Below are 12409 nucleotides of genomic sequence, written 5' to 3'. Positions count from 1 at the left end.
GAACGGGCATGCATAAGTTGCCGCAGTTCCAAGGAGGCTGCCTACCGGCAGCGCAGAGGGGCATGCCCTCCACTTCATACAAGAGCAGAGATTTCACCATGAACCACGCAGTATTGGGGCGCAGGCAGTTTTCGGTTGGCTTGGGGGCAGCGGCTATCGGTGGTTTTGGCCTGGCACGGGCCCAGGGCGAAGGCCGTATCGTGCTGGGGCAGTCCGCCGCCTTCACCGGGCCTGCCGCCCAGCTGGGCGTGCAGTTCAACCAGGGTGCCAAGCTCTTTTTTGACCAGCTCAACGCCCAGGGCGGCGTGGGCAAGCGCATGGTGGAGATCCGCACCATGGACGACGGCTATGAGCCCGAGCGCTGCGCCGAGAACACCCGCAAGCTGATTGCCGACGAGGTGTTTGCCCTGTTTGGCTACATCGGCACGCCCACCAGCCTGGCCGCGCTGCCCTTGTTCACCAAGGAGAAGGTGCCGTTTTTTGGCCCCTTCACGGGGGCCGAGGCGCTGCGCCAGCCGTTCAACCGGCTGATCTTTCATGTGCGTGCGTCCTATTACGACGAAACCGCGCTCATCGTGCGCCAGCTCACCAATCTGGGGCTCAAGAAGATTGCGGTGTTCTACCAGAACGATGCTTATGGCAAGGCAGGGCTCGACGGTGTGACCCGTGCGCTGGCCGAGCTGAAGCTGACCCCTGTGGCGACGGCCACGGTAGAGCGCAATTCCACCGATGTGAAAGCGGCCGTGGACAAGCTGGTGCCCGCCACGCCCGATGCGGTGGTGCAGATCACGGCCTACGCGTCGGCCGCCGCTTTTGTGCGCGCTGCGCGCAAGGCGGGCTTTGGCGGTACGTTCTACAACGTGTCGTTTGTGGGTACGCAGGCGCTGGCCGACGAACTGGGCAAGGACGGTGCGGGTGTGGTGGTGTCGCAGGTGGTGCCCTCGCCCTACCAGCCCTCACGCCAGATCACGCGCGAGTTTCTGGAGACCATCAAGAAGGGCGGCGACAAGGTGCAGCCCAACTACTCCAGCATGGAAGGCTATCTGGCCGCCCGCGTGTTCGCCGAGGGCCTGCGCCAGGCCCAGGCCGGCGGAAAGGTCACGCGCGAGAGCTTCATCACGGGCACCGAGTCCATCGGCAACCAGGTGATCTCGGGCTTTCCGGTGTCGTTCAGTGGCACCAGCCACGCAGCCTCGAAGTTTGTCGAGATGTCGATGCTGACGGGGGACGGCCGGGTCAGGACCTGATCCCGAACGGGGGGCGGGCGCGCGCCGGCCCCCGCCGCCCCGAAGCGATCAGCCCAGCGTGCGCGTGCGCGCCAGCCCCTGCATGAACGCCTCGCAGCGTCCCAGCTGCTCCAGGCTCACGTACTCGTCGGGCTGGTGGGCCTGCTGGATGCTGCCGGGGCCACACACCACGGTGGAGATGCCCGCGTTCTTGAACAGCCCCGCTTCGGTGCCAAAGGCCACCAGGGTGGTGCCTTTTTCGCCCGACAGCTCTTGCGCCAGGCGCGTCACCGGGTCGTCCTTGCTGCCCAGGAAGCTCGGGATTTCGCAGATGGTCTCGAACTCGAAACCCGCTGCAGGCGCCACCTTCTTCATGGCGGGCTCCAGCGATTTGGCGTAGGCCACCACCTCGGACTGCATTTGCGCGGCGTTGGCCGTGGGCAGGTCGCGGAACTCGTAGCGGAACTCGGCGTCGCGCGGCACCACGTTGTCGGCAATGCCGCCGTGGAACTGGCCCACGCTGCTGGTCGAGAACGGCACGTCAAAGCCCTCAAAGCGGGGCTCGTTCTTTTCAAAGTCTTCCGCCATGTCGCGCACCCGGCCCACCACGCGGGCGGCCATCTCGATGGCGTTGACCGAATGCGGCGTGAGGGACGAATGCGCCTCCTTGCCACGCACGCAGCACTTGTAGCGGTACACACCCTTGTGCGCGATGGCGGGGATCATGCTGGTGGGCTCGCCCACGATGCAGGCCAGGGGCTTGATGTTCGCGTCGCGCAGGTCGGCGATGAGTTCCTTCACGCCAAAGCAGCCGATCTCCTCTTCGTAGCTGAATGCCAGATGGACCGCAAAAGGCGCGTCGCTGTTCAGGAACTGTTCTGCGTGCGACACGGCAATGCCAATAAAGGCCTTCATGTCGGCACTGCCGCGCCCGTACAGGTTGCCGTCCTTGACCAGGGCACTCAGCGGGTCCATGGTCCAGTCCTGTCCATCCCACGGCACCGTGTCGGTATGACCCGAAAGGATCACACCCGCCGGCTTGCCCTCGCCCAGGGTGGCGAACAGGTTGGCCTTGGTCTTGTCGTCGTTGAAGGTCAGGCGGCTTTTCACGCCCAGCTTGGCCAGGTGGTCGCGGATGAAATGGATCAGCTCCAGATTGGAGTTATGGCTGACGGTGTTCATGCGCACCAGGGTTTGCGCAAGTTCGAGGGCGTGGGCAGAAATCATGGGTGGCTAGCGAATAACCCGGGTTGGCACGTGTGTTGCTGTCGGGCTAGACTGTGAGATCGTAAGGACACATATCATGAACGTTATTGACTCCATCGTCACCCAGGCGGCCAGTATTGCAGCGGTGCGCCGGGACATTCACGCCCACCCCGAGCTGTGCTTCGAAGAGGTGCGCACCGCCGACGTGGTGGCGCAAAAGCTCACCGAGTGGGGCATTCCCATCCACCGGGGTATGGGCAAAACGGGCGTGGTGGGCATCGTCAAGGGGCGCGATGGCGGCGCCAGTGGCCGCGCGATTGGCCTGCGCGCCGACATGGACGCACTGCCCATGCAGGAGTTCAACACCTTCGCCCACGCCAGCAAACACCAGGGCAAGATGCACGCCTGCGGCCATGACGGCCACGTGGCCATGCTGCTGGCGGCGGCGCAGCACTTTGCCAAGCACCGCAATTTCGACGGCACCGTGTACCTGATCTTCCAGCCCGCCGAAGAGGGCGGCGGCGGGGCCCGCGTGATGATCGAGGACGGCCTGTTCGAGCAGTTCCCCATGGAAGCCGTGTACGGCATGCACAACTGGCCCGGCATGCCGGTGGGCACCTTTGCCGTGAGCCCCGGCCCGGTGATGGCATCGACCAGCGAGTTCAAGATCACCCTGCGTGGCAAGGGCGGCCATGCGGCGCTGCCGCACACCGGCATCGACCCGGTGCCGATTGCCTGCGGCATGGTGCAGTCCTTCCAGACCATCATCAGCCGCAACAAGAAGCCCGTGGACGCCGGCGTGATCTCGGTCACCATGATCCACGCGGGCGAGGCCACCAACGTGATTCCCGACAGCGTCGAGCTGCAGGGCACGGTGCGCACCTTCACCACCGAAGTGACGGACCTCATTGAAAAGCGCATGCGCCAGATCGCCGAGAACCACTGCGCTGCGCACGATGCCACCTGCGAGTTCGAGTTCGTGCGCAACTACCCACCCACCGTCAACTCGCCCGCCGAGGCCGAATTTGCCCGCAAGGTCATGACCGGCATCGTGGGGGAAGAGCGTGTGGTGGTTCAGGAGCCCACCATGGGCGCTGAAGACTTTGCCTACATGCTGCAGGCCAAGCCCGGTGCGTACTGCTTCATTGCCAACGGCGACGGCGCCCACCGCGAGATGGGCCACGGCGGTGGCCCCTGCATGCTGCACAACCCCAGCTACGACTTCAACGACGACCTGATCCCGCTGGGCGCGACCTACTGGGTCAAGCTGGCCGAGGAATGGCTGGCCCAGCCCGCCAAAGTGGCCTGAAGCAGCTTGACGCGCCGTTGATCCTCCTCCACCCGGGCGTGCGCAGCGCGCGTGCCCGGGTTTTCTTTTTGTCTTCCCACTGACTCCTGAAAGCCCTGCCCATGACCGGAATCGTTGAAGCCTTCTCGCCCAGCTACGCCCAGGCGCGCACAAAGTTTCTGGAGGCCGCTGCAGCCGCCGGCCTGTCCATCGAATCGCACGCCCACCCGCTCAAGGGCCGCGATGGCGAAGACCTGGCCATGGACGTGGTGCGCGACGGCCCGGCCGATGCCAAAAAGCTGCTCATCGTGAGCAGCGCCTGCCATGGCGTCGAGGGCTACTGCGGCAGCGGCGTGCAGGTGTTTGCGCTGCACGATGCCGAGTGGCGCGCCAAGGCGCGCGATGCCGGTGTGGCCACGCTCTACATCCACGCGCTCAACCCGTATGGCTTCTCGCACGTGCGCCGCTTCACACACGAGAACGTGGACCTGAACCGCAACTTCCAGGACTTCAGCAAGCCCCTGCCCGTGAACACGGCCTACCGCGAGGTGCAGCCCCTGCTGCTGCCCGAGCAGTGGCCACCCGGCCCTGAGAACCAGGCAGCGGTGGCGGAGTACATCGCCAACAAGGGCGAGGCCGCGTGGCAGGCCGCCATCTCGCAAGGCCAGCACGAGTTTCCGCAGGGAGTGTTCTTTGGCGGCACCGAGCCCACCTGGAGCAACCGCACGCTGCGCCAGGTGCTGCGCCAGCACGGTGCGGCCGCGTCGAAGATCGCCTGGATCGACCTGCACACGGGCCTGGGCCCCAGCGGCCATGGCGAGCGCATCTATGCGGGCAATGACAACGCCGTGGCCGTGGCCCGCGCGCGCGCCTGGTGGGACGGCGGCGGCGCCACGCCGGTCACCTCCATCTATGACGGCTCGTCCACCTCGGCCTTCCTCACCGGCCTGATGTGGACCTCGATCTACGACGAGTGCCCCCACGCCGAGTACACCGGCATTGCCATGGAGTACGGCACCGTGCCCGTGCTCGACGTGATGAACGCCATCCGTGCCGAGCAATGGCTCCAACTGCACCCCGAAACTCCGGCTGACAAGGCTGCCCAGATCAAGGCGCAAATGCTGGCGGCCTTCTACACCGACACGGACGCGTGGAAGGGCCAGATCATCAGCCAGGCACGGCAGTCGATGTTCCAGGCAGTGGACGGGTTGACGGCCTGATTTTGTGTTCCAGAGGCCTCAGGCGCTAGTGCTATATGGCTGAGTTGCTATCAATATCGTAGTGTTGCGCTGAGGTCGTGCGGACGCTCTGGGTTTACGGGGGGTTGGGGTAGCCACCCTGTGGCGGCTACCATCGCCTCCAAAAACCAGGAGACACCATGGCCTCTGACCCTCTGCGCGCGCTGAGCCGCAGCCTGCTCCGGCTGTCGGAGCAAGCCCAGCAGGTGGCCCCGCAGGACTTGCTGCACCAGGCCATGCAGACCTTGCAGGGGCTGGTGCCTTTTGATTCCGCCTGGTGGGGCGAGGTCTCGGCGGGCGATGTGCAGGTGGCACCCCGCAACTGGCTGCACGGCAGCATTGGCCTGAGCCGCAGCTTTGCCGAGGAGTGGAATGCGCTGGCGGCGGTGGACCTGTTTGGGCTGCAGTCCATGCAGCAGCTGGGGGTGGTGATCCGTGAGCGTGACGTGGTGGGCCCGTTACCCGAGCACCCGGAGGTGGCCGCCTTCAGCCAGCGCCACGGCCTGTACCACTGTATGGCCCTCACGGCCGAGCTGCCCCACAGCGGGCTCATGTTTTTTGTCTCCATCTACCGCCCGCCAGCGCGGCCGGAATTCTCGGACGGAGAGACCGTGCTGTTCGGCGAATTCGTCCTGCACCTGCTGCAGCAATGGCACCACCGTCTGCAGCGCCTGCAAAGCGACACGCCCGGCCGCCCCTGGGACAGCTTTGCCCTGGCCCGGCCGTCGGGCGAACTGCTGTTTGCCGGGCTGCGCATCAGCCGGGCGTTGGGCGAAGCCAGCCCCGGCTGGCACGGCACCCACCTGCCTCCGGTGGTGGCGCAGGCGCTGGCGGGTGCGCCCTGCACCCTGTCGGTGGGCAAGGCCTGCCGCCTGCGCTTGGAGCCCTGCGGGCCACTGGTGGCCGTGAGCCTAGCGTCGCGCCAGCACAAGCAAGCCCTGGCACCGCGCGAGTTGAGTGCCGCCATGCTGTACGCCCAGGGCCGCTCGCACAAGGACATTGCGGCCACGCTGGGCCTCACGCCCGCCACGGTGCGCACCTACCTGCGCACGGCCTATGCCGCGCTGGGCGTGAGCAACAAGCTGGAGCTGGTGGCCGCACTGCGCCACCAGTAGCGAGCGGCTGCGGGGGGGCCCGCGCGGGTTTGCAGGGCTCGGTAGTTTCCCGCTCCCTCTGCATTTGCAGAGGCTGCAACCGCGCCGCCTTTTCCTATCGTCCGCACCGGAGTCCAGACACCGGTGCGGGCCAGACCGCCGCCCGGCCTGGGCTCCTGAAGAACCGCCATAACAGGAGACCCTTGCATGTTCCCGAACCCCCACCCCTTCGCCGTGGCGCCCCGGCGCCACCCTCACCCCCTGGCACGCGCAGGGCGATGGACCGCTGCCTGCACCCTGGGTACTGTGGCAGCCCTGGCCCTGACCGCCTGCGGCGGCGGCAGCGACGCCAATCCCCCGCTGGCCAGCAAGCCCCTGGCTGAGGCCTGCGCCGCCTACGCATCCACCGCCTTGCCCCATGGCGCCAAGGTCACCCGTACCGAGCTGCGCAAGGCCGAGGGCACGTTGCCCGACGTGTGCATCGTGCGCGGGCAGATCGTCTCGTCGCCCGAGTCCACCATCAACTGGGCGGTGGAGCTGCCCACGCTGACCCAGTGGAACGGCAAGACGCTGACCATTGGTGGTGGTGGCTTTGACGGCTTCATCCCCACCGACGACCCGTGGTACCAGCAGCTGGTGGGCCCGTCGGCCAACCCGTACGTGAAGATCAGCTCCGACTCCGGCCACCAGATCCGCGGCTTTGCCTGGGGCAAGAGCGACGTGGCGCTGCGCAACCACGCGTTCGACGCCAACCATTTCGTGCTGGAGGTGGGCACTTCCATCGCCACCGAGTTCTATGGCAAGCGCCCCGTGCGGCGCTACCACATGGGCCATTCCAACGGCGGTCGGTCGGGGCTTATCTCCACGCAGAAGTACCCCAAGGACTACGACGGCGTGGTGGCCATGGAGCCCGCCATCAGCCAGCAGGCGCACCAGGTCAACCTGGGGCCCACGGTGCTGCGCCACATCTTCAAGAGCCGCGACAACTGGATGAGCCCCGCCAAGATCGCGCTGTATGCCAAAGCCGAGGTGGCGGCGTGTGATGGCCTCGATGGCCTGAAGGACGGCATCATCGGCAACATCGAGGCGTGCAACTACGTGCCCACCGAGCTGCTGTGCCAGGGTGCGGACAACGACAGCTGCCTCACGGCCGGCCAGATCGAATCCATCCGCCTCATCTACAGCGACCACAAGACACCCGTGACCCTGTCGCGCGGTGCCGTGGGCTACCCGCGCTATGGCCGGGGCGGGGCGTCCACGTCGGACTGGCAGTCGTACATGTTCGGCACCAGCTTTGACACGCCCGATTCGTTCAACCACATGGCCGTAACGGAAGCCGCGCGCCTGGTGGAGGGCAACCCCAACGCCAACATCCTGAGCCACGACCCCACGCAGTACCAGGCGCAGTACGCGCGGCTGGCCGAGATGATCGATGGCACGGACCCCGACATCTCCGCCTTTGCCGACAACGGCGGCAAGCTGCTGATCTGGTACGGCCTGGGCGACACCTGCGTGTCGCTGTACCGCACGGCAGACTATTTCGACACGGTCAAGCAGCGCCTGGGCGCCAGCAAGGTGCAGGGCTTTGCGCGCATGGTCACCTCGCCCTCCAACGGGCATGACCTGGACGGCGCAGGCACCGAGCCGCGCTCCATCGACCTGCTCGCCGCCATGGACGCCTGGGTGGAAAAGGGCGCGGCGCCTGACAAGCTGGTCGCCACGAAGTTCTCCCCCGGCACCAGCACACCCGTGGCCCAGCGCCCGGTGTGCGAGTACCCCAAGCTCCCGCGCTACAACGGCACGGGTGATGCGAGCAAGGCGGAGAGCTTCACCTGCTCTGCGACCTGAGCCATCCGTGGATGGCCGACGGCAAGGACGCGCCTTGGGGCGTGCCCTTGCTGTTTCTTGCATGCATCAATCGGCAGTTTCGCCGGAGTCCTTGATGATCTTGGCCCAGCGGCGCATTTCGCTTTCCACATACTTCTTGTGCTCTGCGGGTTCCAGGCGTGCGTCGGTCACCACGCGCACTCCCAGTGCTTCTTCGCGCTGGATGAGTTCGGGGTCCTTGAGTGCGGTGCGAATGGCTGCATTCAGCTTCTCCAGAACGGCTTTCGGCGTGCCCTTGGGTGCATACACCCCATGCCACACCGACATTTCGAAGCCCACCAACCCTGCCTCCGCCAAGGTAGGCGTCTGCGCCAATGTCGGCAGCGCCATCCGTTGCTTGCTGGTAACGCCGTAGATCTTGACTTTTCTCGCCTCGATCTGGGGCACGGCGTTGGTGGCCTGCTCGCACATCAGGTCCACCTGCCCCCCCATCAGGTCGGTCATGGCAGGCGCCGTGCCCTTGTAGGGTACGAAGGTCATCTTCGATCGCAAGCTGGCCTGCAGGACCAGCCCGCACAGGTGGGATGCCGAGCCCACGCCGGCGTTGGCGATGTTGACCTTGCCATCGTTGGCGCTGATCCACTGGCGCAGATCGGCAAAGTTGCTGGCCGCGAGGCCGGGTTTGCCGATCAGGGCGGACGGTGCCTCATTGATCAGTCCGAGGTACTCGAAGTCCTCCAGGGTCTTGTAGGGTAGCTTCTTGTACAGCGCGGGCGCGGTGGAGATGCCAATGTGGTGCACCAGCAAGGTGTAGCCATCTGGTGCAGCGCGCGCGACGCGTGCTGCACCAACTGTGCCACCCGCTCCGGCAGTGTTGTCCACGATCACGGTCTGCGCCAGGGGCTTGCGCAGGGCCTCGGCAAGGTCTCGGGCTATCTTGTCGCTGGGGCCCCCAGCAGAGAACGGGACTACCAGCGTGACGGGCTTGTCCGGAAACTCCGCCCACGTGCTGGTAGTGCTGCTGGCGGCGATGAGTCCGATGGCTGCGGCTGCAGCTCCTTGCTTCAGAATGCCCATGACGTTGTCTCCTTCTGTTTGTGTTTTGAGGGCGATGGTCAGGCGGACAGCGCCTGCATCTGTGCGTACAGGTCGGCCTTGCCTTCGAAGCCGATGCCGGGCAGGTCCGGCAGCGTCACGTGGCCGTTCACTACCTGCACGCCGTCCGGGAAGCCGCCAAAGGGCTGGAACAGGTCGGGGTAGGACTCGTTGCCGCCCAGGCCCAGGCCAGCGGCGATGTTCAGCGACATCTGGTGGCCGCCGTGCGGAATGCAGCGGCTGGCTGACCAGCCGTGTTCCTTCAGCATGTCGAGCGTGCGCAGGTATTCCACCAGCCCGTAGCTCAGCGCACAGTCAAACTGCAGCCAGTCGCGGTCGGGGCGCATGCCGCCATAGCGGATCAGGTTGCGTGCGTCCTGCATCGAGAACAGGTCTTCACCCGTGGCCATGGGGTTCTTGTAGTAGTGGCGCAGCGTGGCCTGCAGCTCGAAATCGAGCGGGTCGCCAGGCTCCTCGTACCAGAACAGGTCGTACTGCGAGAGCGCCTTGGCGTACTGGATGGCGGTGTCCAGGTCGAAGCGGCCGTTGGCATCCACGCACAGCTTCTGGCCGTCCTGCAGCACGCTGAGGATGGAGTCGATGCGGCGCAGGTCCTCGTCGAGCGAGGCGCCGCCAATCTTCTTCTTCACCACGGTGTAGCCCCGGTCTATGTAGCTCTTCATCTCGTCCTTGAGCTTGCCGTGGTCCTGGCCGGGGTAGTAGTAGCCGCCAGCCGCATAGACGAAGATCTTGCGGTTGGGCGTGCCGTTGCCATAGCGGTCGGCCAACAGCTGGAACAGTGGCTTGCCTTCAATCTTGGCCACCGCATCCCACACGGCCATGTCGATGGTGCCGATGGCGACCGAGCGCTCGCCATGGCCGCCAGGCTTTTCGTTGGTGAACATGGCGTTCCAGATCTTGTGCGGGTCAAGGTTCTTGCCGCTGTCGTCGATCAGGGAGTCTGGATTGGCTTCGAGCACACGCGGGATGAAGCGCTCGCGCATCAGCTTGCCCTGGCCATAGCGGCCATTCGAATTGAAGCCATAGCCCACCACAGGTTTTCCGTCGCGAATCACGTCAGTGATCACGGCCACCAGGCTCAGCGTCATCTTGCTGAAGTCGATGTAGGCGTTGCGGATGGGCGAACTGATGGGGATGGTTTTCTCTCTGATTTCAACGATCTTCATGGCTTGCTCCGTGTATCGAAACGAATGTCGGGATCGGTATGATCCGCAGCCGCGCAGCGTTTGACCAATGCCGTTTTTCTTCTCTTCAATGCTTTCAAGGCACCGGCTATGCACATCTCCTGGCTCGAAGATTTCATGGTGTTGGCCTCGATCGGAAACTTCTCGCGCGCGGCGGAAGATCGCCACATGACGCAGCCCGCGTTTGGCCGCCGGGTGCGGGCGCTGGAGGAGTGGCTGGGCGCCGAGCTGTTTGACCGCAGCACACAACCAGTCAAACTCACAGTGGCTGGGCAGTGGTTTCAAGGGGTGGCGCCCGATTTGCTCGCCGAAGTGGCGCGATTGCCGGGTGCAGCGCGTGCAGTGGCGGAGGCGAATTCCAAGAGCCTGCGATTTGCCGCAACACATGCTTTGTCGCTGACCTTCATGCCGGGCTGGCTGCGCAGTTTTGAAGCGCACACCATGGCAGGCACGCTGCAGCTGGAGTCCGACATGCTGCACCGGTGTGAGGCACTGCTGGCCCAGAGCAAGGTGCAGTTTGTGCTGTGCCATGCGCATGCCCAGGCGCCAGGGCCATTGGAGATAGAGGGATATCCGTCCCTCTGCGTGGGCTGCGATGTCCTGCTCCCCGTTTGTGCTGCGGGGCCTGATGGCCTAGCCCTTCACCGGCCGGAGCATTCTGGGGCGATAGCGCCTCTCCTGGCCTACAGCGTGGACTCCGGGTTGGGAAACATCCTGCAGAAAACCAGCGAGGGGGCACTGCGGGCAGCGCACACACAAACGGTTTTCACGGCCCATCTGGCGTCCGTCTTGAGGACCATGGCGCTGGACGGGCGGGGGATGGCCTGGCTGCCTCGCAGCCTGGTTGATGCTGACTTGGCGGCAGGCAGACTGCTGGCTGCAGGCCCTGACAGCTGGAATGTAGATCTGGAGATCAGGTTGTACCGGACCCATGCACAACTGGGGCCTGCGGCAGAAGCGCTCTGGAATGCGGTGGCCCAGTCGGTACAGGGCAGCGCTTCAGGGCCCCACCTGGAGTAAATCGCGTCTCTGGTTTTACAGCCCCAGATCGCTCAGCCCCGGATGGTCGTCCGGGCGCCGCCCCGGTGGCCAGAAGAACAACCGATCTGCCTGGTCGATGGGCAGATCGTTGATGCTCGCGTGGCGCACGGCCATCAGACCTGCGTCGTTGAACTCCCAGTTCTCGTTGCCATAGCTGCGGTACCACTGGCCAGCGTCGTCGTGCCATTCGTAGGCAAACCGCACGGCGATGCGGTGGCCGCTGAACGCCCACAGTTCCTTGATGAGCCTGTAGTCCAGTTCGCGCGCCCATTTGCGTTCGAGAAACTGCCGCGCGGCCTCGCGGCTAACGGGGAACTCTGCGCGGTTGCGCCAGCGCGTGTCCTCGGTATAGGCCAGGGCCACGCGCGCAGGGTCGCGCGAGTTCCAGCCATCTTCGGCCAGGCGCACTTTCTGGACAGCGGTGTGTTGTGTAAAGGGGGGCAAAGGCGGGCGTGTTTCCATGGGAACCTCGACGGTGAAGGGTTGATGTGGACAGGTCTGTCTACGTGCCATCATAAAGTCATGTAGACAGACTTGTCTACAATGGGCGAATGACCTTTGATCCGCTCCCTCCCGGCTGGCAAGACCTGCCCCCCCGAGACCGTCTGCTGCACACCGCGCATGCGCTGTTTTACCAAGACGGTATTCGGGCCACGGGCATCGACCGGGTGATCGCGGAATCTGGCGTGACCAAGGTCACCTTTTACCGCCACTTCCCGAGCAAGAACGCCCTCATTTGTGCGTATCTGGAGTACCGGCACGCGGGCTGGGTGGCCTGGTTTTCCGACGCGTTGCAGCGCCACGGAAAGACGCTGCGCCAAGGAGCGCATCGCGTGCACGCCCTGGCACCGGCCCTGGCCGAGTGGCTCGGCAGTGAGCACTTTCGGGGCTGTGCCTTCATCAACAGCGTGAGCGAGCTGGGGGAGACCGTCCCGGAAGTGGTGGAGATCGCGAGGCGCCACAAGCTCGAAATGACGGCGTTGCTCGCCACCTTGCTACCTGTGTCTGCCCAACAGACGCAGGATGCACAAGCGCTGACGCTAGTGGTGGAAGGCGCGATCGTGCGCGTGCAGATGGGCGAACCCGTGCGGGCGGTTGTGGCCACGGTGTCCCGCCTGACGAATGCCCTGGTGCCTGCGCTGGCCCCACGCGAAGGGTGAGCCTTTGAAGAGGGGCTTGCCGGCCTAGG

Annotated in this window: 11 protein-coding genes; 7 read left to right on the top strand and 4 right to left on the bottom strand. The window is 65.1% G+C overall.

Annotated elements, in window-relative coordinates:
• The first annotated feature begins 98 nt into the window (after window positions 1-98).
• Complete coding sequence (locus AC1Q64_RS11270; protein ID WP_492251383.1) at window positions 99-1247, top strand: ABC transporter substrate-binding protein; 1149 nt, start codon at window positions 99-101, stop codon at window positions 1245-1247.
• A 48-nt stretch (window positions 1248-1295) separates the two neighbouring features.
• Here AC1Q64_RS11270 and argE read toward each other — a convergent pair whose 3' ends face one another.
• The gene (argE, locus tag AC1Q64_RS11265; RefSeq protein ID WP_056745734.1) at window positions 1296-2453 is read right to left on the bottom strand and encodes an acetylornithine deacetylase; all 1158 of its coding nucleotides are present in this window, start codon (window positions 2451-2453) and stop codon (window positions 1296-1298) included.
• A gap of 76 nt (window positions 2454-2529) precedes the next feature.
• Between argE and AC1Q64_RS11260 the strand changes: the two genes are divergently transcribed.
• The 4 genes from AC1Q64_RS11260 (at window position 2530) to AC1Q64_RS11245 (ending at window position 7900) form a co-directional block, all read left to right on the top strand.
• Entirely contained in the window at window positions 2530-3741 is a 1212-nt protein-coding gene (locus AC1Q64_RS11260; protein WP_056059802.1) for a M20 aminoacylase family protein, read from the top strand.
• Between the two features lie 101 nt (window positions 3742-3842).
• A complete protein-coding gene (locus AC1Q64_RS11255; protein ID WP_056059800.1) occupies window positions 3843-4940 on the top strand; it encodes a M14 family metallopeptidase in 1098 nt (365 codons plus the stop codon).
• 158 nt (window positions 4941-5098) lie between these two features.
• Window positions 5099-6073 (top strand): helix-turn-helix transcriptional regulator, encoded by a 975-nt coding sequence (locus AC1Q64_RS11250; protein WP_492251382.1) that lies wholly within the window; start codon window positions 5099-5101, stop codon window positions 6071-6073.
• A 186-nt stretch (window positions 6074-6259) separates the two neighbouring features.
• Complete coding sequence (locus AC1Q64_RS11245) at window positions 6260-7900, top strand: tannase/feruloyl esterase family alpha/beta hydrolase (RefSeq protein ID WP_492251381.1); 1641 nt, start codon at window positions 6260-6262, stop codon at window positions 7898-7900.
• A gap of 66 nt (window positions 7901-7966) precedes the next feature.
• On the opposite strand, the gene AC1Q64_RS11240 is transcribed toward AC1Q64_RS11245, so the two are convergent.
• Together AC1Q64_RS11240 and AC1Q64_RS11235 are read right to left on the bottom strand one after the other, a co-directional pair.
• Complete coding sequence (locus AC1Q64_RS11240; protein WP_291439019.1) at window positions 7967-8956, bottom strand: tripartite tricarboxylate transporter substrate-binding protein; 990 nt, start codon at window positions 8954-8956, stop codon at window positions 7967-7969.
• 38 nt (window positions 8957-8994) lie between these two features.
• A complete protein-coding gene (locus AC1Q64_RS11235) occupies window positions 8995-10161 on the bottom strand; it encodes a mandelate racemase/muconate lactonizing enzyme family protein (RefSeq protein WP_291439021.1) in 1167 nt (388 codons plus the stop codon).
• Between the two features lie 108 nt (window positions 10162-10269).
• Here AC1Q64_RS11235 and AC1Q64_RS11230 point away from each other — a divergent pair, with 108 nt between their 5' ends.
• Window positions 10270-11199 carry a LysR family transcriptional regulator gene (locus AC1Q64_RS11230; RefSeq protein ID WP_291439023.1) on the top strand — a complete coding sequence of 310 codons (930 nt, stop codon included), beginning with the start codon at window positions 10270-10272 and terminating at the stop codon, window positions 11197-11199.
• A 15-nt stretch (window positions 11200-11214) separates the two neighbouring features.
• On the opposite strand, the gene AC1Q64_RS11225 is transcribed toward AC1Q64_RS11230, so the two are convergent.
• Window positions 11215-11682 (bottom strand): nuclear transport factor 2 family protein, encoded by a 468-nt coding sequence (locus AC1Q64_RS11225; RefSeq protein WP_492251380.1) that lies wholly within the window; start codon window positions 11680-11682, stop codon window positions 11215-11217.
• A gap of 89 nt (window positions 11683-11771) precedes the next feature.
• Here AC1Q64_RS11225 and AC1Q64_RS11220 point away from each other — a divergent pair, with 89 nt between their 5' ends.
• Window positions 11772-12380 carry a TetR/AcrR family transcriptional regulator gene (locus AC1Q64_RS11220; RefSeq protein ID WP_492251379.1) on the top strand — a complete coding sequence of 203 codons (609 nt, stop codon included), beginning with the start codon at window positions 11772-11774 and terminating at the stop codon, window positions 12378-12380.
• The last annotated feature ends 29 nt before the right edge of the window (window positions 12381-12409 follow it).

It is taken from the genome of Acidovorax sp. GW835-FHT14G06, from assembly GCF_058793595.1.
This window is presented reverse-complemented; position numbering and strand designations above follow the sequence as displayed.